Source organism: Pseudoalteromonas sp. CNC9-20 (assembly GCF_022347875.1).
Lineage (GTDB): Bacteria > Pseudomonadota > Gammaproteobacteria > Enterobacterales > Alteromonadaceae > Pseudoalteromonas > Pseudoalteromonas ruthenica.
This window is the reverse complement of sequence record NZ_JAKRFS010000004.1, coordinates 119398-141448: the sequence shown is the minus strand read 5'-3', so window position 1 is coordinate 141448 and position 22051 is coordinate 119398. Positions and strand designations below refer to the sequence as shown.

Genomic DNA, 22051 nt, shown 5'->3' with positions numbered 1-22051 from the left:
GGCGATGTTAACGCAAGATTCTACCGCAACTCAGGGTTAGGTTGCGAGTCTATCTCTGCTTTTATCTTACTGATTTGCTTTGCGTAGGGCTCTAAACTAGGCAGTAGCTCTGCAATTTCTATAAGCTGTGCATCAATTGCGTTACGACTAGCGGGCTGTGCCCAAGTCAGAATATGCCATCCTTTATCAGCGCGTTGATAATGACGTACTTTTTTCTCGAGATTATGGCGGGCAATATACGCCTCCACCTGCTGCTCGTTAGACATCACAGTTAGTTGCCATAACCATAAACTATCATCTTGGCGATTATACCAGTGATGATCATATGGCAGCATGTTGCTACTGGTCGGTACGCTCTGTCGCTGTTCAGGCTCTGCTTCCTCTACTGGCTGTGCCTGCTCTGTAGCCGCCTGCGTGGCTGGCTGTTGCAGTGCTGCAACCACAGCTTGAGTATCATTTTCTAGCTTTTCAGTGATGAGGTTGTCGTCACTCGCTTGCTCAGGCTGCGGCATGTTGCCCTCATGTGCGCCCTGCGAGGGTTGTTGCTGCTTTGCAAAGACCGCATCGTTAGCAACCACCGGCGCATTCTCGCTTTGTGGCAGCATGACCGTTAGTTCATCACGTTGATAAACCAAGCCAATAACAATCAAAATAACAACAATCATGGTCGGCACGAGCCACCATCGCCGGGTTGGCTTTGCCGTGTGTTTTGGCATCTGCTGTTCTTGGTGCCACTGTAACAACAAAGCTGGATTGCCGTGGCATTGACGCACGAATTCAGAAAAAACGGGGTCTTCTGCCGGTGGTAAGGTCTTATAAAAGCTTTGCATAAGACGTATGCTTTCCGAGTCGGACAGCGGCTCTAGATGAATATCTACGGCGTTTTCAAATAGTTCCGCGCGAGAAGATGCACAGAGGATATACAGAACGCCTGGCGCTGTTTTCGCAAGCTTTTCTAACTCAATGATCAGTTCCTGCGATAGCTGTTTGGCGTTATCTATAACCCAAAGTAACTGTCGCTCCCCCTGCTCCTTTACTAACCGATAGAAGTTATCACTGAGGGTCTCGTTTACATCCACCAAAGGATAAGAAAAGCTATGCTCCAACAGGTGAGTCACCACATCTTCATCCCGCGTCTTAGCGCCAACTTCAATATAGGCCTTACTAAAGGGTTCGTAGTGGTCGGTTACAAAGTGCTCTAAAAGATAGCTCTTACCGAATCCTGGAGCGGCAACCAAATGAATAAGGTTTTGCCCATAGCTAAATTGCAGCGCGATGCGCTTGGCTAAGGCTGCTCGCGAGGGAAGTATTTGCGATTGCATTAGCGTGAAAACAAAGTATCTAACTCGGCCTCTGATACATCATCAATAAGTTCACAGCGACCAAAAGCCGTAGGAAGGATAAAGCGTATGCGGCCCGCCTTATTCTTTTTATCTTTTCTCATATGCGCGATAAAGTCTTGGCAGCTCATTTGCTCTGGCGCGCTGGTTGGTAAGTCATAATTCGCTAATAAAGTCACAATGCGCGTTAATTCTTGTTCACTAAGCCAACCACGCATCACGGCTAACTTCGCGGCTAATACCATCCCGGCGGCTACGGCCTCACCATGTAACCACTGGCCATAGCCCATGTGTGCCTCGATAGCATGGCCAAAGGTATGACCGAGATTGAGCAGAGCACGCAGGCCCGCTTCTTTCTCATCTTGGGCAACAATTTGTGCTTTAATTTCACAGCAACGATGGATAACTTGCGGTAACAACTGCGGGTGCTGTGCCTTGATTTCATCACTGTGCTGTTCTAGTTGTGCAAATAAATCGGCATCATAAATTAGCCCATATTTGACCACTTCCGCCATTCCCGCAGCAAATTCCTTGCTCGGCAAAGTGTTGAGCACACGATTATCAATAAATACCGCTTGCGGCTGGTAAAAAGCGCCAATCATATTTTTCCCAAGGGGGTGATTAACGGCTGTTTTACCACCAACAGACGAGTCGACTTGCGATAACAGAGTCGTTGGAATTTGTATAAAGTCGATGCCGCGCTGATAACACGCCGCAACAAAGCCGGTAAGGTCGCCAATGACACCTCCGCCTAGCGCTAGCAGGCAAGTGTCACGTCCACAATTATGCTCAAGCAAAAACGCATTTAAGCGCTCGAACCATTGCAGCGTTTTAAATTGCTCACCATCAGGCATCACGAACACTAATGGTTGGTGTTCATGCAAGGTATTTATGAGGATATCTAGATACAGCGGGGCGATGGTTTCATTGGTGACAATAACTGGTCGATTTTGACCTAAGAATGACCCTAGACGCTCAGAATCGCGCAGTAAATTATCACCAATGAAAATGGGGTAACTGCGCTCACCTAGTTCAACATTAAGTTCCAGCATGCGCAATTCTCCCTGGTTTATTTAGAAATCAAGCTTCTCAATGATTTGGTTAGCGACCACTTTAGCGCTTTGCTCGTCGGTGCGAACCGTGAAGTCAGCCACTTCTTGATAGAGCGGGTTACGCTCCTCAGCTAGACGCTCTAACACGTCTTGTGGATCTTCTTTAGTTTGCAGTAGCGGACGACGTTTGTCGCGCTGGGTGCGAGCCACTTGCTTTTCGATTGGGGTTTCTAGGTACACTACGATACCACGTGCAGACAGTTTGTTGCGTACTTCTTTACTGACTACAGAGCCACCACCCGTTGCAAGTACAATACCTTGAAGCTCGGTTAAATCAGTGATCACAGTCTCTTCGCGACGACGAAAACCTTCTTCGCCCTCAATATCGAACACCCACGCAATATCGGCACCAGTGCGGCGCTCAATTTCGTTATCTGAGTCATAAAACTCAAGGTGTAGTTGATCTGCGATGTGACGACCAATTGTGCTCTTGCCGGCCCCCATTGGGCCTACTAGAAATATATTACGTTTCTCAGCCATATTTTTTAGTACAAACGAACTCTAAAATTTGAATTAAAAACCCCGCCTCGCGACTGGCCCCAAAATCAAGGGGGAGATTATCTCAGTAATTTATGCCTGTTTTCAAGCATAATACAGTAAATAATTACAGTAGGCGGTCGGTCACGGAAACAGCCCTCGGGAAGTAGTGTAGATGACCTTCACCGAGAGTGAGCTGTTTTAGCCAAAGGTGTAGCTAGGCTATTTGATCACTTTTAAGTGACTGCCTTTTTTGCCCTTACTCTTGTCTTCCTGACTGGTTTCACGGCTAGCTTGTGGGTTTGGATTGTCAATGGCCTCTAGTCCAGGCTGCGGTTCAGGCAACTCTTCAGACTGTGGCTGTGAAGGCGTTACACCTGAGCGTTCTTGCTCTTCGTAGGTTTCATCCTGAGTAAACACCGTCCCTTCACCGTTTTCCCGTGCATATATCGCTAACACAGCGCCCATTGGCACATAGACCTGCATCGGCTGACCGCCGAATCGAGCATTAAATGTCAGCAGAGCGTTGTCCATTGAGAACTGAGTAACCGCGCTTGGGCTTATATTCAACACAATTTGTCCATCTTGAACAAACTGAGTAGGCACTTGCACGTTGGGAAAATCGGCGTTAACAACCAAGTGCGGTGTGCACTGGTTGTCAACAATCCAATCGTAAAAGGCGCGTAGCAGATAAGGTCTGTTAGGCGTCATTATAGACGAATCTCACGTTCGGCTTCGGTTAGTGATGCTTGGAATGACTCACGCTCAAACAAACGAATCATGTATTCTTTTAGCTCTTTGCTACCAGCACCTTCTAAGCTAATGCCTAGTTCAGGTAAACGCCACAATAGTGGCGCTAGGTAACAATCAACAAGACTAAACTCTTCGCTCATAAAATAAGGCGCTTCGTTAAAGATAGGAGCCACAGCAAGTAATGCTTCGGTCAATTCTTTACGCGCTTGTTCAGCATCACTGCCACCGGCATAAATTTTCGCTGCCAGTGAGTACCAGTCTGTTTCGATACGGTGCATCATCAAGCGACTACGACCACGCATGACTGGGTAAACAGGCATTAATGGAGGATGTGGAAAACGCTCATCCAGATATTCCATAATGATGTTCGCTTGGTATAAACCAAGTTCACGATCAATCAGAGTGGGTACAGTGCCATATGGGTTAATCTCGTGTAACGCTTCTGGCAAGTTATCCTTCTCCGCCAAGTGGATATCCACGCTAACTCCTTTTTCCGCCAAGACAATACGAACTTGGTGGCTGTACATACAATTAGCACCGGAAAACAGCGTCATTACAGGGCGTTTATTGGCAGCAACGGCCATGCCTACCTCCATCAAAAAATCACAAAGTACAAAATACTTTTGCGTCATGGCCCAAAATTTGAGCAATGACTTTAAACGGCAATAGGGGCATGTTGCCCCTATTGAGTTAACTGGTTGAATATTCTAATTAATGAACATCTCGCCAGTATTCTTTCTTCAAAAAGAAAGCGAGGATAAACAGAATCACCAAAAAGCCGATGACCTTAATACCCAGCGCCTCTGAATCTAAGCGCGAAGGCTCACCTACATACGCCATGAAGTTTGCTAGGTCGCGGGCTGCTTGGTCGTATTCATCGACACTCATTTCCCCGGTCCCATCAGTCTCAGTACCCACTACTTTTTGTACTGTTTTACCATTTTGCTCAACTTCTTCGTAAATTGGCGTTGGTAGACCTTGCAACTCTTGCAACACGTGCGGCATACCTACTGATGGGAACACTACATTGTTCACACCAAAAGGACGCGACTCATCTTTATAAAACGACTTTAAGTACGTATAGATGTAGTCAGGTGACTTAACACGTGCGATTAAGGTTAAATCCGGCGGAGCCGCACCAAACCATTTCGCTGCATCTTCTTCACCCATCGAATTTTTAATATGGCTACCTACTTTTGAACCATCAAAAATAAGCGTCTCTTCGCCGATTTCAGTAGGAATACCAATATCGCGGAAAGTACGCTGGTAGCGCTGATACTGCATTTGGTGACAACCTAAGCAGTAGTTCATAAATAACTTGGCACCACGCTGTAATGATGCCTGGTCCTTTAGGTCAATGTTCGCGTCTTGCAGCGGCATTGAAGGACCTGCTGCCATCGACAAAGTAGGCAGCAATGCGAATAAACCGATAACTAGTTTCTTCATCATTTCGTCAACCTCTCTGGCAATGGCTTGGTTTTCTCGTTTTTACTGTAGAAGAACAGTAACACAAAGAACATGAAATAGGTCACCGTACAAATCTGCGACAGAATTGTTTTGAAATCAGTTTGCGGTGTTGCACCAACCCAACCAAGAATAACAAAGGTCACAACGAACTGCGCAATATTCAATTTGTGGAAACCACAACGATAGCGAATAGAGCGTACTCGACCACGGTCAATCCAAGGTAGTAAAGCTAACACCACAATAGACGCACCCATAGCTACAACACCCAGTAGTTTATCTGGAATTGCACGCAAGATTGCGTAGAACGGTGTGAAGTACCATACCGGGAAAATATGCTCAGGCGTTTTCAGCGGGTTCGCCGCTTCAAAGTTTGGTGCTTCCAGGAAGAAGCCGCCCATCTCTGGCGTAAAGAACACGATGTAAGAGAAAATAATCAAGAAGCCAACCACACCAACAATGTCTTTCACTGTGTAGTAAGGGTGGAACGGTATTGCATCGACAATATCTTTCTTATCGGTGTAATACTCGTGGAATTTGAATTTCGCTTTGTCTTCTTCCGCAACAGTGCCTTTTTTACGTTTAATATCGATACCGTCAGGGTTGTTAGAGCCCACTTCGTGCAGCGCAACAATGTGTAAGAACACGAGAATAACGAGCACTAATGGCAGCGCGATAACGTGCAATGCAAAGAAACGGTTCAAAGTGGCACCAGAGATAACATAGTCACCACGGATCCACAGTGTTAGATCATCACCAATAACCGGAATCGCACCAAACAGTGAGATAATAACCTGAGCACCCCAGAATGACATCTGACCCCATGGTAATAGGTAGCCCATGAAGGCTTCAGCCATTAATGCTAGGAAGATAAACATACCAAACAACCACAATAGCTCACGCGGTTTTTGATATGAACCGTAGATCATGCCACGGAACATGTGCAAATAAACCACCACGAAGAAGGCAGATGCCCCTGTAGAGTGGAGATAACGCAGTAGCCAGCCGTATTCAACATCACGCATGATATATTCAACGGAAGCAAAAGCACCTTCAGCAGAAGGTACAAAGTTCATGGTCAACCAAATGCCCGTGACGATTTGGTTTACTAGCACGAGCATGGCCAATGAGCCAAAGAAGTACCAGAAGTTAAAGTTTTTCGGTGCTGGATATTGTGCGATGTGCATATTCCAGACGCGAGTCATGGGAATACGTTCATCAATCCAATTGATAATATTACCAAACATTATGCTGCCCCTTCGCCTTTTTCACCACCGACCAAAATCGTGGTGTCATCAATGAAGTAATAAGGAGGGATCTCAAGGTTCAGTGGAGCGGGAACCGATTGGAATACTCGACCTGCCATATCAAACTTAGAACCGTGACATGGACAGAAGAAACCATCATCAGTACCTTCCACTTTCTCGCCAAAGCCACCTTGTAAGAAGCTAGGAGAGCAACCTAAGTGAGTACAGATACCCACAGCGACAAAGATATCGTCTTTGCGAGAACGCATTGGGTTCTTAGCAAATTCAGGCTGTTGTGGTTCCTCAGATTGAGGATCACGCAGCTGATCTTCGTGCTCTTTAAGTTGTTTTAACATGTCAGGCGTACGCGAGATAACCCATACAGGTTTGCCTCGCCACTCAACACGGATTAGTTGTCCTGGCTCAATCTTCGAGATATCAACTTCTACGGGAGCACCCGCAGATTTAGCTCTCTCACTTGGGTTCCAAGACGCGATAAAAGGAACAGCAGCTCCAACCGCACCAACACCACCTACAACAGAGGTAGCTATGGTTAAAAAGCGGCGTCGGCTGTTGTCTACAGGCGCATTGCTCATCCACTTATCTCCACTATGATTCTCAACACTTGCTATATTGAGAACATCAGTTACAGCAGGTTAATTTTTGAAGTTACAAAATAGAAGCGATCATAAATAAAAGCCTTGATTAAAACAAGGTTATTCATTGTCTCACCGCCAATAAACACCGCCATTATTGCCATGCAACTTTTTACGGCATAGATCAGCGTGAACGATCATATCGCGGTTACTTGCTGGTGACGGTGACAAAGATCAATATCGGTTCAGCAAAGTATTAAAAATCACTTCATCGGTTTATTTGCCACGCAATTGTAGCAAAATTTTATCAAAAATAGTGGCGCGATGGGCATTAAATGAGGGAAATAATAGAAAAATATCAAACTTTAAGGCAGTAACGGGGGAGATGGCACTTTATCATTGCCTAAAGTAAAAAACCCGGTTTGCCAAAGCAAAGCCGGGTTTTGAAATTCTGGATACGTAAAAAATTAACGCTTCGAGAATTGAGTGTTCTTACGTGCTTTCTTAAGACCCACTTTCTTACGCTCAACTTTACGAGCATCGCGAGTAACAAAGCCAGCTTTACGAAGGTCTGAACGAAGTGACTCGTCGAACTCCATAAGCGCACGGGTAATACCGTGACGGATTGCACCAGCTTGACCAGTAGAACCACCACCTTCAACAGTGATGTATAGGTCAAACTTTTCAGTCATTTCAACAAGCTCTAATGGCTGACGAACAACCATGCGAGACGTTTCACGACTGAAGTATTCTTCGATAGAACGTTGATTAATTACGATGTTGCCAGTGCCTGGGCGTAGGAATACGCGAGCACTTGAACTTTTACGACGACCTGTACCGTAGTATTGATTTGCCATGACTGTGCTCCTTAAATGTCTAGAACCTGAGGCTGCTGTGCAGCGTGATTGTGCTCAGTACCTGCGTAAACTTTAAGCTTACGGAACATTGCACGGCCTAGAGGACCACGTGGCAACATGCCTTTAACCGCTTTTTCAATGATCATCTCAGGCTTGCTAGCTTGAAGTTTCTCAAAGTTAGTAGACTTCAGGCCACCTGGGTAACCAGTGTGCGCATAGTACATTTTGTTCTGAGCTTTGTTACCAGTTACAGTAACTTTGTCAGCGTTGATTACGATGATGTAGTCACCAGTGTCAACGTGTGGAGTGTACTCTGCTTTATGCTTACCGCGAAGACGACGAGCGATTTCAGTAGCGATGCGACCTAAAGTTTTACCTTCGGCGTCAACTACGTACCAGTCACGTTTTACTGATTCTGGTTTAGCAACAAACGTTTTCATTCTAAAAATCCAATGTTTTCAATTTTAAAACCACAGGCAGTTTATTAACTGCCGCTCTACTAATGCTTTAACCCCTTCGAGTTTAAGACTTGATACTGTAAATAGTGGCTAAGCTAAATACAGTGATAGAACGCAACGTGGCAGGCGCGGGAGTATAGCAGTTTGAAAATCCCTTGGCTACCGCCGCGCTGATTTTTTATGCAGTGATAGGAGCTGTAAAAACGAACCGACTAAGCTAAATGAGGGCGTTCTAGATATTCGCGTGATTGCATCTCTTGCAATCGGCTGACACAGCGTTTGAACTCAAAGTTTAAGTTCCCTTGAGTATAGAGCGCTTCAATGGGCGCTTGTGCGGAGATAATCAGCGTCACATTACGCTCATAAAACTCATCGACTAACGCAATAAAACGACGCGCAGCGTCATCATTGTGTTGCCCCATTTGTTTCACATTGGCCAGTAGCACGGTGTTATAAAGGCGGGAGATTTCCATATAATCCACTTGTGAGCGCGCACTTTCACACAGTTCGGCAAAATCAAACATCACAATGCAGTCACTAACCATGCGTGTTTGAATCATCCGTCCTTCAATTTCAATGGCCTCGTTTGCTCTGCCCGGCTCGGGGGATAGTTGCTCGAAATAAGCAAATAGGTTTTGATCCGCTTGCTCATCAAGCGGACTGTGATAAATTTCCGCTTGCTCTAAGGTGCGTAAGCGATAATCAACGCCGGAATCGACATTCACTATCTCGGTATTAGCCTTTACCAGCTCAATTGCGGGCAGGAAACGTGCCCGCTGCAAGCCATTTTTATACAGCTCATCAGGCACAATATTAGACGTCGCAACTAATACAATCCCTCTCGCAAACAGCGCTTCCATCAGGCCACCTAATAGCATGGCATCGGTGATGTCCTGAACAAAGAACTCATCAAAGCAGATGATGTCGGTTTCGGCTTTAAGTTTATCGGCCACCACCAACAGCGGGTTTTTAACATCTTGTAATTGTTTTAGTTCCTGATGCACACGGTGCATAAAGCGGTGAAAATGCACCCGCATTTTACGCTCAGTCGGCAGAGCCTCGTAAAAGGTATCGACCAGATAGGTCTTACCACGCCCTACCCCGCCCCAAAAGTAAAGCCCTTTGATGGCCTTCGTGCTATCCTTGGCAAACAGCTTAGAGAAAAAACCGCGCGGCTTTTCAGGCTGAGCAACAATGTCATCATACAGGCGTTGCAGGTGGCGCACCGCGTTTTCTTGTGCTTCATCATGAAGGAAGTCATCGCGCTGTAAATCTTGTTGATATTTTTGCCAAGGTGTCATGGTGATAGGAGCAATACTAGGGATTAATTTTCGCGCTATCTTAACACGGCTGACAACAAAGCGTATATTTGACTCAGTAAAGTTTTCAAAAGGGGAAATTTATGTATACCACTACTTGGCTAGGTATCGTAATTATTGTTGCTGCATGCAGCTTTTTTGTTGGCAGCTGGATGACTAAACGCCGCTTCAAACAGGGCGAATTAGAAGAGCAAGCGCAACAAGCGCAAAATGACCTTGAGCGTTACCGTCAAGATGTCGCTGATCATTTAGATAACACCAATAAATTAATCGCTAAGCTCAAGGAAAACTACGAACAGTTAGTTAACCATGTACAGCAAAGCGACCACTTATTAACTGCAAAACAAGATGTTGATTTAAGCCAGCCTTTTTTCTCAAAAGAAACCACTGAGCAACTGCATGCGTCTTTAAATCAGCGTCCCGAGCGCCAACCCACTCGCAGCGTGCACGACAGTCAGCCAACCGATTATGCCAGCGGCGAATCAGGGTTATTTAGTGGTGAGCAAAAGTCTAACGATAAGCAACCTGCCTGATAAATAGGCAGTTATTTATCTCTTGAGGAACTAAATTAACGACCCCATAGTCTGTATAGGAAATAGCTTTATAGGTATCGGGCTGCATAGCAGCCCCTGTATTGTGGAGTTTGCCCAGACTATGAAAATGAAGTTATCAATCATCAGTGCCGCTATTTTATCGGCCACTTTACTTGCTCAACCTAGTATCTCTCATGCCAAGCTGCCCGTCGCGGTAGATGGACAGCAGTTACCTACGCTTGCACCTATGCTCGAGCGCGTCACTCCTGGCGTAGTGAGTATTCGTGTATCCGGCTCAAAAGAAGTGCGTCGCCGTGTCGACCCGTTTGACTTCTTCTTTGGGCGTCCTCAACCTCGTTCACAAAAGCGTCCATTTAGTGGCCTAGGCTCCGGTGTCATCATCGACGCCGATGAAGGTTATGTAGTGACGAATAACCATGTTATCGCCGATGCCGAGGAAATGGTGGTGACCTTAGAAGATGGTCGTGAATTCGAAGCGACGCTCGTCGGCGCTGATAAAGAATCAGATATCGCGCTGTTACAAGTCGATGGCGAAGACCTTACTGAAGTCAAGCTCGCTGACTCTGATAAGCTCCGTGTTGGTGACTTTTCTGTCGCTATCGGTAACCCATTTGGTTTAAGCCACACGGTCACCTCAGGTATCGTGAGTGCCCTAGGGCGTAGTGGGCTTAATATCGAAGGCTATGAGGACTTTATTCAAACCGATGCGGCTATCAACCAAGGTAACTCAGGGGGAGCGCTAGTTAACCTCAAAGGTGAACTAATCGGTATTAACACCGCTATTTTAGGTGCTTCCGGTGGTAACGTTGGTATCGGCTTTGCCATCCCCTCTAATATGATGAAAAACTTAGTCGATCAGATTGTTGAGTACGGACAAGTGCGCCGTGGTTCATTGGGTGTTGCCGGGCGCACATTAGATGCAGGCTATGCCGAAGCCTTGGATCTCGATGTTAAACAAGGTGCAATGGTTGAGCGCGTCGTTGAAGACTCGGCTGCCGAGAAAGCAGGCATCAAAGCTGGCGATGTTATCATCAGCGTCAACGGTGACGACATTAAGAGCTTTGCTGAATTAGCCGGCAAAATTGCTACCCTAGGTGAGGGCAAGGAAGTGGAAATCGGTATTTTCCGTGATGATGAAGAAATCGAGTTAGACGTGACCTTAGCCGCAGCGGACAACGTTACAGAGGAAGCCGCCGAAATTCATCGCGCCTTAGCCGGTGCTGAGCTTGAGTCCGGCAAACGTAACGGTATCAAAGGGGTTATTATCAATTCGGTAGACCCCCGTTCCGTTGCTGCCCGACTAGGCTTGGAAGAGGGAGACATTATTACTCAGGTCAACCGTGAGCGGGTAGAAACCGTGCGTGAACTTGCTAATCTAATCAAAGATATTCAAGGTAATATTGTGCTGGTAGTACGCCGTGGCAATAGCACCTTCTTCGCGCCTATACAGTAACCCCTGTTGTGCTTTAACAACATTCAACAGCGGCGCCCTTGCCGCTGTTGTCGTTTATGTGCCATCATTGCCTAAGCTTATAAATAAATAATAATTATTATCTCGTGCTGAAAAAGATTAAGTTCGCCTTGCTGCCGCTATTAAGTGGTCTGGGTATCGCCTTTATTATTGTGCTCGCCACTCCGTCTTTGCGTGATGCTTTGCTCCCCATTCTCTCCGCCGATGGCTTTACTGGCTCCCATATGAGCTACGCCAAAGCGGTACGTCGCGCCGCGCCCGCAGTGGTCACAGTGTATTCAGAGCGCATCTCGACTCAGCCACGTTACATGCAAAGACAGAACACCGTATCTGAACTCGGCTCAGGCGTACTAATGAGTCCAGACGGCTACATTTTGACTAACTACCATGTCATTAATAATGCTGATTTAGTCGAGGTCATTCTTGCTGACGGACGCCGTTTTAGTGAGGTGCAGTTAGTAGGGTTCGATACCGTTACTGATTTGGCATTATTGAAAGTCGCGGGAGAGAATCTACCAGCTATCCCGGTTGATAATGATTTCAAACCTCAGGTTGGCGATGTGGTGCTGGCTATTGGTAACCCCCTTAACTTAGGGCAAACCATTACTCAGGGGATTATTAGTGCCACCGGAAAGCAACGAGTAACCGACAGCTCCCACAGTAGCTTGCTACAAATGGATGCCGCGATAAATGTCGGTAACTCAGGCGGTGCCTTAGTGAATTCTCATGGCGACTTGGTTGGCATTACCTCAGCACAGTTTAAAACCCGAGCGAACCTCGATATTCAAGGGATCTTCTTTGCTGTTCCCTACTCTCTCGCTAAGGATGTTATGGATAAGCTTATTCGCTATGGTCGGGTTGTGCGTGGCTACATGGGCATGGATGTAACCGCTGTCGATCAGCAAGGTCGGGAAGTCACTAATAACCATATGGCCATCGCCGGTATGCGTATTAATAAAATGGATCCACTCGGGCCGGCGTGGCGAGCTGGTATCAAAGAAGGCGATATTGTCGTCAGCATGGGCGGGCATTCGGTGAGTAATATCCAACAGACTCTGGAGCGCATTGCCAATACCGAACCGGGGACTGAACTTGAGGTGGAACTCTACCGTGATGGTGAGCCGCACACCTTGACGGTCACCGTCGCTGAACTAGAAACCCGGTTATAATCGAACACACCCACATTACCATCTAAAAAGGCCGCTATCAGCGGCCTTTTTCTATTACCAAGTTAATAGCGAGACTACTCACTCACACGTTTAATATTGGCACCAAGCGCGCTGAGTTTGTCTTCAATATGCTCATAACCACGGTCAACATGATAAATGCGGTCAACACGGGTTTCACCACTGGCAATGATTCCGGTTAAGATCAAACTTGCAGAGGCCCGCAAATCGGTCGCCATAACCCGTGCGCCAGTCAATTTAGGACTGTCGCCACAAATTGCGGTATTCCCTTCAAGGCGAATATTGGCTCCCATGCGCTGAAGTTCAGGTACATGCATAAACCGGTTTTCAAAAATAGTTTCGGTAATTGTGGCGCTGCCATTAGCAACCACATTTAGCGCCGTAAACTGCGCTTGCATATCCGTAGGAAACCCTGGGTGAGGTGCGGTTTTAATATTCACAGCTTTGAGCTCACGACCACGCATATCTAGGTAGATGCTGTTGTCGGTCACTTCAACAAGTGCATTCGCCTCGCGCAGTTTTTCAATAACTGGCTCAAGGCTATGATAATCTGTGTTTTTGCATAACACATCGCCTTTTGCCATGGCCGCTGCAACTAGGAATGTTCCGGTTTCTATACGATCCGGTAAAATCGCATGCTCACACCCTTGCAAACGCTCTACGCCTTGCACTTCGATGCGACTGGTCCCTGCTCCGCTGATTTTAGCGCCCATGTTATTCAAGTACTTGGCTAAATCGCTAATCTCCGGCTCACGCGCCGCGTTTTCGAGTACCGTCTTACCTTGTGCTAAGGTTGCCGCCATCAACAGGTTTTCGGTTGCGCCCACACTGACGGTATCCATAAAGATTTCCGCACCTTGCAGCCGACCTTCGACATGGGCATTAATGTACCCATTTTCAACCTCAATGGTTGCTCCCATACGGCGCATACCTTGAATATGAATATCCACAGGTCGTGCCCCAATGGCACAGCCACCGGGCAGAGAAACTTGAGCTTGGCCAAAGCGTGCAAGCAAGGGGCCTAAGGCCAACACCGATGCGCGCATTTGTTTTACTAAGTCGTAAGGAGCAAGCACCTTATCGACAGAACCACCATCGATCAGTAATTGCTCGTCTTGCCAACGAACTCCTGCGCCTAATTCTTTCAACAGCGCTTCGGTGGTATTGATATCCCGAAGCTTAGGAACATTGCTAAACGTGCTTTGTGAATCAGCCAGCAGCGCTGCGAATAAAATTGGCAATGCTGCATTTTTAGCACCAGAAATGGTGAGCTCACCGCTGAGCGGTGTGCCGCCTTGAATAATAAAATGGTCCATGCTGATTCCTAATTACTGCGGAAGGATAAACTTACGTTCGCGTTGCCATTGCTCTGGCGTAAAAGCGCGAATAGAAACCGCATGAATAGTGCCGTCTGAGATTTTTTCCATCAGTGGTTTATAAACAAGCTGTTGCTTTTTCACTGGTGTGAGCCCATCGAAGCAGTCACCCACGGCAATTACTTGGTAATGGGTCCCTTCTACTTTTACGATTATCTCTTCAAGACCTAGCTCTTGTTTTAATAAAGCTTCTACTTGACTGCTTTGCATCACTCTCACTCAAAAATACTTTCGACCTGTCCCAACTGCATAAGTTTATGCAACTGCTCAGGTATATGGTTTAGTTGTAACTGGCGCCCTTGGCGTTGCAGTTGCGACGATGCCTGAATAAGCCACGCTAAGCCTGCAGTATCGACTCGCGTCACTTCGCTCAAATCGATTTCCACTTGCTCTTGGCCTTGCACAAGCTGCTCACTTAAGCGTTTATCCGCAACGCTGTAGCGAGTTAGCTCACCGGCAATGGCAAAGTGCTGTGGCTTTATTTGTTGCAGCGACAGCTTACTCATCGACACCATCACCTCGAAATTGCACAGGTAACTGGCTTTTCTTATCTAGTAAATCAATCACGTGCTCAATACCTTCTTGGCGCAAAATACCGTGTATTTCGCTTTGCTTGGCATCAAGCAAACTGATGCCTTCGGCGATCATGTCATAAGCACGCCATTGGTTGTCGTTATCCTTACGCACTTTGAAGCCAATATCAATGTCTGGTTTCCCTGGGTCCTTAATGGTTGTCTTTACCACAACCACATTCGCATCACCAACATCGCGAGGCGCGGCAAACTCAACCTTTTGGTTCGTGTACTGCGTAAACACCCCAGCATAGGTAGTTACCAGGTAGTTTCTGAAGACATCAATAAAGCGCTTTATATGGGCTATCGCCTGCTTCTTCTCTTCGGGGTCTTCGATACTGCGCGCCTTTTGAATATAGCTTGCGAGCATACGATAAGACGCATACTTATAGTCGATATAGGGCAACAGCTCTTCTTCGACAATGACCTTTAGGTATTCTTTATCGGCTTGAATTTTCTGTTGATCGCGCTCAACACGTTTAAAGGTGTTATCAGCAACCTGACGCACCATTTTATAAGGTTCACTTAAATCCACCTCTTGTGCCTGTAAGCTAGAAGTGGCGGCCAAGAGTACGGCAGTTAAAACAATGAACAGCTTACGCATAATCATTACTCGCTACTTTGATTAAATAAAAACTGGCCGATAAGCTCTTCTAAAACCAAGGCTGATTTGGTGTCAGTGATCATATCGCCATCCTTGAGCGCTTTCGTTTGTACGCCAAATACGGCATCTATCGAAAGCTCATCCTCGCTTTGTGCCTGCGCCACTTCATTGCCTAAACAACTTTGCTGTGCCGAGTCACTCGCTATGACCGGGGAAATACCCAAATACTGCTCGCCGAGTATGCCCGAGGTTAATATCGATACCGATGTGGCATCGGAAAACTTACACTCATATTGGTTGTCGATGGCCATTTCAACCACAGGAACAAATTCACTGGGGTGCACTTGGATGCCCTCAACACGGCCAACCACAACGCCACCGACTTTAATCGGAGCGCGTGTTTTCAACGATCCTATATTTTCAAACTTAGCCTGCAATGAATAAGTGCCATTACTACCAGCTAATCCTGCATTGGCGACCTTTAAAGCCAGAATTGCCAGCGCCGCCACACCAAGAGTGACAAAGAAGCCGACTAAAATTTCAATTTTTCTCGAATTCATGGTGTTAATCCTTTAGCCGCCAAACATTACGGCGGTCAAAATAAAATCGAAGCCAAGAACGGCTAATGATGAATGCACAACGGTTTCTGTGGTCGCTTTACTGATCCCCTCAGAGGTCGGGATACAGTCATAGCCTTTGTATAGGGCTATCCAGGTTACCAACAAGGCGAAGACAAAGCTTTTAATCAGGCCGTTGAGAACGTCTTTTTCGAACGACACTTGCGCTTGCATAATAGACCAGAAGCTGCCTCTATCTACACCAAGCCAATCTACGCCCACTAAATGTGCGCCGATGATGGCAATAGCAGAGAAGATCAGCGCAAGCAGCGGCATACTAATCATGCCGGCCCAAAAGCGTGGTGAAATGACGCGCTTCAGCGGGTCTACAGCCATCATTTCTAAACTCGTTAACTGCTCGGTGGCTTTCATTAAACCAATTTCGGCGGTTAACGCACTACCAGCGCGACCAGCAAATAACAGCGCCGTCACCACCGGCCCTAGTTCGCGTAATAAGCTCAAAGCAACCAGGGGGCCCAAGCTATCTTCAGCGCCATAATCAACTAATACGGTATAGCCTTGCAGAGCTAAGACCATGCCAATAAACAGCCCTGACACCAAAATAATAATCAGTGACTGAAAACCCACCATATACAGCTGTCGAATTAATAAGGGCGTGCCTTTGCGCACATCAGGAACACTAATTAAGGCACCCAGCAACATCTGTGTAGCGCGCCCCATCGACGCGAAACGGCTTAGACTTTTATGTCCAAGGCGTTGCCACAAATTAAGCAGCGACTGCATCATGACAACAACTCCTGTTCATAAGGCTCAGCATCAAAGTGAAAAGGCACTGGCCCATCAGACAGCCCTTGCAAAAATTGCTGCACTAAGGGCGATTCATGTTCACGCATTTGTGCCGGGCTGCCACTGCCAATCACCCCTTTGTCGGCGAGAATAATCACGTGGTCGGCGATACTCAACACCTCTTGCACATCGTGGGTAACAATCAAAGAAGACAACCCCAACACTTCGTTGAGTGATTTAATTAGGCGCACTAACACGCCCATAGAGATAGGGTCTTGTCCGGCAAAAGGCTCATCATACATGATAAACTCAGGGTCTAGGGCTATCGCGCGAGCCAAAGCAGCGCGGCGTGCCATCCCCCCGGACAATTCAGCAGGCATTAAATCTTTTGCGCCACGTAAGCCAACCGCTTGTAGTTTCATTAACACCACCAAGCGAATTAACTCCTCACTGAGTTCAGTGTGCTCTCTAAGAGGAAAGGCGATATTGTCATACACCGACATATCGGTAAACAGCGCACCACTTTGAAACAACATGCTCATTTTTGTTCGCGCTTGATAAAGCGCCGAACGTGACATGCTTGGAATGCTATTGCCTTGAAATAAAATATCGCCCGAATCGGGCTTTAATTGCCCACCAATCAGCCTGAGCAAAGTGGTTTTACCTATACCACTTGGGCCCATAACAGCAGTGATCTTCCCTTTCGGAATGGTAAAGTCCATATTTTGATAGATAACACGCTCTCCGCGCGAGAAGGTAACATCCTTGATTTCTACTATTGGTTGCGACAAGTCGCTCTCCCGCTCATTTCTATCATTAGACCTCGTATTTTAAAGTTTTTTTACGCTGAGGGAAAAAAGATTCTGTAAATTTTTGTAAGCCCGTTCAAATTCCTGCTCAGTGGAACACCTAAACACACGGTTTTCTTACACAAACACAGCCCAGTTTGTTACTATCTGCGCCAAGGTTTCACTTACATCAATGGCTCATTAATCATGCTCACCTCTTTCGCCATTCTAGTCGCTGGTTTTGTCGCCCTAGTATGGAGTGCGGATCGTTTTGTTTATGGCGCAGCTGCGCTGGCACGCAACTTAGGGGTGCCAGCCCTAATCATCGGTTTGACTGTGGTCGCAATGGGGTCGTCGGCACCAGAGATGATGGTATCAGCTTCTGCGGCACTGGCAGATAAAACCGATACCGCTGTCGGCAACGCTGTTGGCTCAAACATTACCAATATTCTCTTGGTGTTAGGTATTACTGCTTTGCTACGCCCACTTTCAGTGTCCTCCATTACACTAAAGCGCGAAATGCCCATTGTGCTCGTGGTGTCACTGATTGCGTGGTATATGTTTACCGATAATTATTTTTCTCAGCTCGAGGGGTGGTTATTGGCGGGCGGTTTTGTCACCTTTATCGTTTTTTTGATTGTTATTTCACGCAATCAAAAAAGTAATGATGACGATCCCTTGGTAAGTGAAGTCTGTGATGAAATACCCAGTGGGGTGAGCACCAAGTCCGCACTGATTTGGTTAATTATCGGGATGGCGATGCTACCCATCAGTTCGCATTTTATTGTCGACTCAGCAGTGGATATAGCCCAGTATTTTGGCCTTTCTGATTTAGTCATTGGGCTTACCATCATTGCCATTGGCACTAGTTTACCGGAACTTGCTGCTTGTGTGGCTGGGGTGCTGAAAAATGAAGACGACTTAGCACTGGGCAACATTGTCGGCTCGAATCTATTTAATATTCTCGCTGTTCTATCCATCGCCGGTATTTTAAACCCATCGGTTATCGACCCCTCCGCCGCTAACCGTGATGCATTAATTATGATTGCGGCAACGGTGGTACTTATTGCCATGAGTTTGAACTTTCGTGGCGCGCGGCGTATCAACAGAATCGAGGGCGGCTTTTTACTAGTCGCATTTTTTGCCTACCAAGGATATATTTTTAGTCAGTTAGCCTAGAGTAATAGTATGAGCCAAAGCTTTATTGCCACCGCACAACGGGTTTTAGAAATAGAACAAACCGCTTTGCAGGAGTTACATCAGTATTTAGACGCACAATTTATTCAAGCGTGCGAGATGATCATGGCTTGTAGCGGCCGAGTCATCGTTATTGGCATGGGTAAATCAGGACATGTTGGTAATAAAATTGCCGCGACCCTAGCAAGTACCGGCACTCCAGCTTTTTTCGTGCACCCAGGTGAGGCCAGCCATGGTGATTTAGGCATGATCACTGAAAATGACATCGTTATGCTCATTTCTAACTCTGGCGAAACGCACGAAATTGTGAGCATTATTCCAGTAATTAAACGTATTGGCGCGCCCATGATTGCCATGACCGGCAATCCTCAATCAAGTATGGCGACCTTAGCGGATGCCCATATTTGCATTAAAGTATCGCAAGAAGCTTGCCCACTGGGTTTAGCCCCCACCGCAAGCACTACCGCAACCTTGGCAATGGGCGATGCACTCGCTGTTGCTTTATTAGAAGCCAAAGGCTTTACCGCCGATGACTTTGCCCTCTCCCACCCCGGCGGTAGCTTAGGTAAACGTTTATTACTGACCTTGAATGATGTTATGCATAGCGGCGATGACGTGCCACGCAGTCACCAATCACAAAGCATTAAAGAAGCCTTGTTAGAAATCTCAAGCAAAGGCTTAGGAATGACCGCTGTTGTCGATGATAATGAGCGACTGGTAGGGTTATTTACCGATGGCGATTTACGCCGTGTATTGGAGCAGCGAGTGGATATTCACAACACCGCGCTGATTGAGGTAATGACTCCAAACTGCACCACAGCCGATGCTCATATGCTGGCGGCGGAAGCACTGAAAATTATGGAGCAAAAACGCATTAATGGACTCATTGTGACCGATCACGAGCAACGTCCCATTGGCGCGCTGAATACGCAAGACTTATTGCGCGCGGGGGTGATTTAGTGTTGTTTTCAGAATTATACCAAGCCATAGACGAAGACGCATGGCAACGTGCACAGCGCACTCGATTGTTAATTTGCGACATTGATGGCGTGTTTTCAGATGGCCGTATTTATTTAGGCAATCAAGGCGAGGAATTAAAGGCCTTTAATACCAAAGACGGGTTCGGCATTAAAGCGTTGCTCAATGCGGGTGTTGAAGTTGCTGTTATCACCGGGCGACAATCACAGATAGTAAAAACGCGAATGCAAAGCTTGGGTGTCCCCCACATTTATCAAGGTAAAGAGAATAAGCTCGAAGCCTATGCACAGTTAAAACGCACATTAAACCTAAGCGATGAGCAAATAGCCTACATTGGTGATGATGGCCCTGATTTACCGGTGATGGAGCAAGTCGGGTTCGCCGTAGCGGTTAACGACGCTCACCCACTGGTTAAGCGAATAGCCCATTACAGTACCTTGCTACCAGGGGGTTTTGGTGCTGTGCGTGAGCTCACAGATTTGCTGATGCTGGCCCAAGGACACAGCCTGGGAACACAGGGAAGTAGCACATGAACGCAGCGAGAGCGCTCATATCACTGCTATTTATCGTCGCGATGGCGTGGCTTTGGTACCCTTATTTTATGAAGTCGACAGATGATGGTGTCGCTCAGCAAGACCATATTGCCACACCCGACTATATCGCAACTGGGCTAAGTCAGACTAGTTATAACGATCAGGGTGAGTTAAGCCACACCGTTTATGCTGAGGAAATGGAGCTGTATCAAGAGCTCGGGTTTACGCATTTCACCAAGCCGGTATTTACCTTATATGGTGAAACAGAAAATTGGCAGGTAAACGCCGATGAAGCGACTTTATACAACAACAACATTTTGATCTTGGAAAATAACGTCACCGCCACCAACTTAAAAGAAGGGGCGATGATTGAGAAGGTCAGCGCTGAGGCCATTCAAGTTGATATAGATAGCCAGCGCATGGAGTCCGAGCAAGCTGTAGTATTAAGTGGCCCGAATATGAAGATCACCGGGCAAGGCTTGAAAGCAGACCTCAATACAGAGATAGTTGAATTAACAGAACATACGCGAACAATATATTATGACCAATAAAATCAGTGCATTAATTACATCCATCGCAATTGGCTTATGCTCTGCCAGCGCTACTGCTGAGCAAATTACCGCCAAGGAAGTGTTAATTGATGCCGACAAACAACAAGCACTGATCAAAGAAAATATCACTATTTTTGATAAGAACGTGCATATTGTTCACGGCAAACGGGAAATAAAAGCTGACCGCCTTGAGGCTCACCGTCGTCCAGAATTGGGTGATAACAAGCAATTGCTCGTAGCCACCGGCTCACCAGCTGTGTACACCGAAGTGATGGAAGATGGCACCGAGATTTCTGCACAGGCGCTGGAAATTCGTTATGACGTCGCCTCTGAGACCCTTAAAATTCAAGGTGATGCTAAGATTGCCATGGCCGACCAGCATATCGTTGCCGAAACCATAAGCTATGATATTGCCAAACAGCTGATCACCGCCGAAAAAGATGAAAACTCCAGCACACGAGTGCGCACAACATTAACACCACAAAGTGACGATACGCCGGAGAAAGAGCAATAATGGCGACTCTTAAAGCACAAAAATTAGCGAAAAGCTATAAAGGCCGGGAGGTCGTCAAAAGTGTGGGCTTAGAGGTGCAAGCAGGTAGTATCGTCGGCTTGCTCGGCCCTAATGGAGCCGGTAAGACAACTACTTTTTACATGATAGTTGGCTTAGTACCCAGTGATAAAGGCACCATCAGTATTGATGATGAGGATATCACCTTAATGCCGATGCACTCTCGTGCGCGCTTAGGTATTGGTTATTTACCGCAGGAATCATCTATTTTTCGAAAGCTGACAGTTTTTCAAAATTTGATGGCCATCCTAGAAACCCGCAAGGGCTTAAGCAAAGCAGAGCGTGAAAGCGAGCTTGAGGGCCTGCTTGATGAGTTTAATATACAGCACATTCGAGACTCACAAGGAATGGCGTTATCTGGTGGCGAACGTCGCCGGGTAGAAATAGCGCGAGCATTAGCGGCAAACCCAAAGTTTATCTTGTTGGATGAACCTTTTGCTGGTGTCGACCCTATTTCAGTGTTAGATATAAAGAAAATCATAGAGCATCTGCGCAATCGTGGTATTGGTGTATTAATCACCGACCACAATGTGCGAGAGACCCTAGACGTATGTGAAACCGCATACATTGTTTCCCATGGCGAGCTCATTGCTTCTGGCACTCCAGAGCAAGTTCTTGCCGATCAAACGGTTCGCGACGTCTATTTGGGTGAGCAGTTTAGATTATAACGATTAAAGGATTG

27 protein-coding genes are annotated in these 22051 nt (G+C 46.7%); 9 read left to right on the top strand and 18 right to left on the bottom strand.

The features are described 5' to 3' along the window. Positions 1-20: 20 nt before the first annotated feature. The 11 genes from MHM89_RS10935 to zapE form a co-directional block, all read right to left on the bottom strand. Positions 21-1322, bottom strand: a complete 1302-nt coding sequence (locus MHM89_RS10935) for an AAA family ATPase (RefSeq protein WP_239408783.1) — start codon at positions 1320-1322, stop codon at positions 21-23. Next, positions 1322-2392: a 3-dehydroquinate synthase gene (gene aroB, locus MHM89_RS10930; RefSeq protein ID WP_130147173.1), complete on the bottom strand. Its 1071-nt coding sequence runs from the start codon at positions 2390-2392 to the stop codon at positions 1322-1324. Before aroB ends, MHM89_RS10935 begins: the two co-directional genes overlap by 1 nt. Before the next feature lie 21 nt (positions 2393-2413). Next, positions 2414-2932, bottom strand: coding sequence for a shikimate kinase AroK (gene aroK, locus MHM89_RS10925; protein ID WP_022945577.1), 519 nt, complete (start codon positions 2930-2932; stop codon positions 2414-2416). A 219-nt stretch (positions 2933-3151) separates the two neighbouring features. Beyond that, positions 3152-3640, bottom strand: coding sequence for a ClpXP protease specificity-enhancing factor (locus tag MHM89_RS10920; RefSeq protein WP_022945576.1), 489 nt, complete (start codon positions 3638-3640; stop codon positions 3152-3154). Continuing rightward, positions 3640-4266, bottom strand: a complete 627-nt coding sequence (gene sspA, locus MHM89_RS10915) for a stringent starvation protein SspA (RefSeq protein ID WP_022945575.1) — start codon at positions 4264-4266, stop codon at positions 3640-3642. The genes MHM89_RS10920 and sspA overlap by 1 nt, the downstream gene beginning before the upstream one ends. Before the next feature lie 127 nt (positions 4267-4393). Then, positions 4394-5131: a cytochrome c1 gene (locus tag MHM89_RS10910; protein WP_239408782.1), complete on the bottom strand. Its 738-nt coding sequence runs from the start codon at positions 5129-5131 to the stop codon at positions 4394-4396. Next, positions 5128-6393, bottom strand: a complete 1266-nt coding sequence (locus MHM89_RS10905; protein ID WP_045979164.1) for a cytochrome b N-terminal domain-containing protein — start codon at positions 6391-6393, stop codon at positions 5128-5130. The genes MHM89_RS10910 and MHM89_RS10905 overlap by 4 nt, the downstream gene beginning before the upstream one ends. Beyond that, complete coding sequence (gene petA / locus MHM89_RS10900) at positions 6393-6989, bottom strand: ubiquinol-cytochrome c reductase iron-sulfur subunit (RefSeq protein ID WP_022945572.1); 597 nt, start codon at positions 6987-6989, stop codon at positions 6393-6395. The genes MHM89_RS10905 and petA overlap by 1 nt, the downstream gene beginning before the upstream one ends. A 467-nt stretch (positions 6990-7456) precedes the next feature. Beyond that, positions 7457-7846, bottom strand: coding sequence for a 30S ribosomal protein S9 (gene rpsI / locus MHM89_RS10895; protein WP_022945570.1), 390 nt, complete (start codon positions 7844-7846; stop codon positions 7457-7459). A gap of 11 nt (positions 7847-7857) precedes the next feature. Next, positions 7858-8286 carry a 50S ribosomal protein L13 gene (gene rplM / locus MHM89_RS10890; RefSeq protein ID WP_022945569.1) on the bottom strand — a complete coding sequence of 143 codons (429 nt, stop codon included), beginning with the start codon at positions 8284-8286 and terminating at the stop codon, positions 7858-7860. A gap of 230 nt (positions 8287-8516) precedes the next feature. After that, positions 8517-9605: a cell division protein ZapE gene (gene zapE, locus MHM89_RS10885; protein WP_239408781.1), complete on the bottom strand. Its 1089-nt coding sequence runs from the start codon at positions 9603-9605 to the stop codon at positions 8517-8519. Positions 9606-9706: 101 nt separating this feature from the next. Here zapE and MHM89_RS10880 point away from each other — a divergent pair, with 101 nt between their 5' ends. From MHM89_RS10880 to MHM89_RS10870, 3 genes are all read left to right on the top strand, one after another. Then, on the top strand, positions 9707-10156 hold the full coding sequence (locus tag MHM89_RS10880; RefSeq protein ID WP_045979162.1) for a YhcB family protein: 450 nt from the start codon (positions 9707-9709) through the stop codon (positions 10154-10156). 121 nt (positions 10157-10277) lie between these two features. Continuing rightward, a complete protein-coding gene (locus MHM89_RS10875) occupies positions 10278-11630 on the top strand; it encodes a DegQ family serine endoprotease (RefSeq protein WP_022945566.1) in 1353 nt (450 codons plus the stop codon). Positions 11631-11734: 104 nt separating this feature from the next. Continuing rightward, positions 11735-12817, top strand: coding sequence for a trypsin-like peptidase domain-containing protein (locus tag MHM89_RS10870; RefSeq protein ID WP_022945565.1), 1083 nt, complete (start codon positions 11735-11737; stop codon positions 12815-12817). A gap of 74 nt (positions 12818-12891) precedes the next feature. Here the strand turns inward: MHM89_RS10870 and murA are convergent, their stop codons facing one another. From murA to MHM89_RS10835, 7 genes are read right to left on the bottom strand one after another with little or no spacing between them, the layout of a single operon-like run. Next, complete coding sequence (gene murA / locus MHM89_RS10865; protein WP_022945564.1) at positions 12892-14151, bottom strand: UDP-N-acetylglucosamine 1-carboxyvinyltransferase; 1260 nt, start codon at positions 14149-14151, stop codon at positions 12892-12894. A gap of 12 nt (positions 14152-14163) precedes the next feature. Beyond that, the gene (locus MHM89_RS10860) at positions 14164-14421 is read right to left on the bottom strand and encodes a BolA family protein (protein WP_026111196.1); all 258 of its coding nucleotides are present in this window, start codon (positions 14419-14421) and stop codon (positions 14164-14166) included. Positions 14422-14426: 5 nt separating this feature from the next. Further along, a complete protein-coding gene (locus MHM89_RS10855) occupies positions 14427-14717 on the bottom strand; it encodes an STAS domain-containing protein (protein ID WP_022945562.1) in 291 nt (96 codons plus the stop codon). Beyond that, positions 14710-15387 carry an ABC transporter substrate-binding protein gene (locus MHM89_RS10850; protein WP_026111195.1) on the bottom strand — a complete coding sequence of 226 codons (678 nt, stop codon included), beginning with the start codon at positions 15385-15387 and terminating at the stop codon, positions 14710-14712. The genes MHM89_RS10855 and MHM89_RS10850 overlap by 8 nt, the downstream gene beginning before the upstream one ends. A gap of 5 nt (positions 15388-15392) precedes the next feature. Then, entirely contained in the window at positions 15393-15947 is a 555-nt protein-coding gene (mlaD, locus tag MHM89_RS10845; protein ID WP_022945560.1) for an outer membrane lipid asymmetry maintenance protein MlaD, read from the bottom strand. Between the two features lie 12 nt (positions 15948-15959). Then, positions 15960-16739 carry a lipid asymmetry maintenance ABC transporter permease subunit MlaE gene (gene mlaE, locus MHM89_RS10840; RefSeq protein ID WP_239408955.1) on the bottom strand — a complete coding sequence of 260 codons (780 nt, stop codon included), beginning with the start codon at positions 16737-16739 and terminating at the stop codon, positions 15960-15962. 8 nt (positions 16740-16747) lie between these two features. Continuing rightward, positions 16748-17542, bottom strand: coding sequence for an ATP-binding cassette domain-containing protein (locus MHM89_RS10835; RefSeq protein WP_081604435.1), 795 nt, complete (start codon positions 17540-17542; stop codon positions 16748-16750). Between the two features lie 204 nt (positions 17543-17746). On the opposite strand from MHM89_RS10835, the gene MHM89_RS10830 reads away from it, so the two are divergent. From MHM89_RS10830 to lptB, 6 genes are read left to right on the top strand one after another with little or no spacing between them, the layout of a single operon-like run. Then, the gene (locus tag MHM89_RS10830; protein ID WP_045979160.1) at positions 17747-18718 is read left to right on the top strand and encodes a calcium/sodium antiporter; all 972 of its coding nucleotides are present in this window, start codon (positions 17747-17749) and stop codon (positions 18716-18718) included. A gap of 9 nt (positions 18719-18727) precedes the next feature. Continuing rightward, positions 18728-19696, top strand: coding sequence for a KpsF/GutQ family sugar-phosphate isomerase (locus MHM89_RS10825; RefSeq protein ID WP_022945556.1), 969 nt, complete (start codon positions 18728-18730; stop codon positions 19694-19696). Continuing rightward, positions 19696-20247: a 3-deoxy-manno-octulosonate-8-phosphatase KdsC gene (kdsC, locus tag MHM89_RS10820; RefSeq protein WP_239408780.1), complete on the top strand. Its 552-nt coding sequence runs from the start codon at positions 19696-19698 to the stop codon at positions 20245-20247. The genes MHM89_RS10825 and kdsC overlap by 1 nt, the downstream gene beginning before the upstream one ends. Beyond that, positions 20244-20798 (top strand): LPS export ABC transporter periplasmic protein LptC, encoded by a 555-nt coding sequence (lptC, locus tag MHM89_RS10815; RefSeq protein WP_022945554.1) that lies wholly within the window; start codon positions 20244-20246, stop codon positions 20796-20798. Before kdsC ends, lptC begins: the two co-directional genes overlap by 4 nt. Then, the gene (gene lptA, locus MHM89_RS10810) at positions 20788-21312 is read left to right on the top strand and encodes a lipopolysaccharide transport periplasmic protein LptA (protein ID WP_022945553.1); all 525 of its coding nucleotides are present in this window, start codon (positions 20788-20790) and stop codon (positions 21310-21312) included. Before lptC ends, lptA begins: the two co-directional genes overlap by 11 nt. Next, a complete protein-coding gene (lptB, locus tag MHM89_RS10805) occupies positions 21312-22037 on the top strand; it encodes an LPS export ABC transporter ATP-binding protein (RefSeq protein WP_022945552.1) in 726 nt (241 codons plus the stop codon). Before lptA ends, lptB begins: the two co-directional genes overlap by 1 nt. Positions 22038-22051 lie beyond the last annotated feature (14 nt).

Bases quoted from the DNA above. Each gene is read 5' to 3' on its own strand.
- MHM89_RS10935 (WP_239408783.1), bottom strand. From the start codon at position 1,322: ATGCAATCGCAAATACTTCCCTCGCGAGCAGCCTTAGCCAAGCGCATC.
- aroB (WP_130147173.1), bottom strand. From the start codon at position 2,392: ATGCTGGAACTTAATGTTGAACTAGGTGAGCGCAGTTACCCCATTTTC.
- aroK (WP_022945577.1), bottom strand. From the start codon at position 2,932: ATGGCTGAGAAACGTAATATATTTCTAGTAGGCCCAATGGGGGCCGGC.
- MHM89_RS10920 (WP_022945576.1), bottom strand. From the start codon at position 3,640: ATGACGCCTAACAGACCTTATCTGCTACGCGCCTTTTACGATTGGATT.
- sspA (WP_022945575.1), bottom strand. From the start codon at position 4,266: ATGGCCGTTGCTGCCAATAAACGCCCTGTAATGACGCTGTTTTCCGGT.
- MHM89_RS10910 (WP_239408782.1), bottom strand. From the start codon at position 5,131: ATGATGAAGAAACTAGTTATCGGTTTATTCGCATTGCTGCCTACTTTG.
- MHM89_RS10905 (WP_045979164.1), bottom strand. From the start codon at position 6,393: ATGTTTGGTAATATTATCAATTGGATTGATGAACGTATTCCCATGACT.
- petA (WP_022945572.1), bottom strand. From the start codon at position 6,989: ATGAGCAATGCGCCTGTAGACAACAGCCGACGCCGCTTTTTAACCATA.
- rpsI (WP_022945570.1), bottom strand. From the start codon at position 7,846: ATGGCAAATCAATACTACGGTACAGGTCGTCGTAAAAGTTCAAGTGCT.
- rplM (WP_022945569.1), bottom strand. From the start codon at position 8,286: ATGAAAACGTTTGTTGCTAAACCAGAATCAGTAAAACGTGACTGGTAC.
- zapE (WP_239408781.1), bottom strand. From the start codon at position 9,605: ATGACACCTTGGCAAAAATATCAACAAGATTTACAGCGCGATGACTTC.
- MHM89_RS10880 (WP_045979162.1), top strand. From the start codon at position 9,707: ATGTATACCACTACTTGGCTAGGTATCGTAATTATTGTTGCTGCATGC.
- MHM89_RS10875 (WP_022945566.1), top strand. From the start codon at position 10,278: ATGAAAATGAAGTTATCAATCATCAGTGCCGCTATTTTATCGGCCACT.
- murA (WP_022945564.1), bottom strand. From the start codon at position 14,151: ATGGACCATTTTATTATTCAAGGCGGCACACCGCTCAGCGGTGAGCTC.
- MHM89_RS10860 (WP_026111196.1), bottom strand. From the start codon at position 14,421: ATGCAAAGCAGTCAAGTAGAAGCTTTATTAAAACAAGAGCTAGGTCTT.
- MHM89_RS10855 (WP_022945562.1), bottom strand. From the start codon at position 14,717: ATGAGTAAGCTGTCGCTGCAACAAATAAAGCCACAGCACTTTGCCATT.
- MHM89_RS10850 (WP_026111195.1), bottom strand. From the start codon at position 15,387: ATGCGTAAGCTGTTCATTGTTTTAACTGCCGTACTCTTGGCCGCCACT.
- mlaD (WP_022945560.1), bottom strand. From the start codon at position 15,947: ATGAATTCGAGAAAAATTGAAATTTTAGTCGGCTTCTTTGTCACTCTT.
- MHM89_RS10830 (WP_045979160.1), top strand. From the start codon at position 17,747: ATGCTCACCTCTTTCGCCATTCTAGTCGCTGGTTTTGTCGCCCTAGTA.
- MHM89_RS10825 (WP_022945556.1), top strand. From the start codon at position 18,728: ATGAGCCAAAGCTTTATTGCCACCGCACAACGGGTTTTAGAAATAGAA.
- lptC (WP_022945554.1), top strand. From the start codon at position 20,244: ATGAACGCAGCGAGAGCGCTCATATCACTGCTATTTATCGTCGCGATG.
- lptA (WP_022945553.1), top strand. From the start codon at position 20,788: ATGACCAATAAAATCAGTGCATTAATTACATCCATCGCAATTGGCTTA.
- lptB (WP_022945552.1), top strand. From the start codon at position 21,312: ATGGCGACTCTTAAAGCACAAAAATTAGCGAAAAGCTATAAAGGCCGG.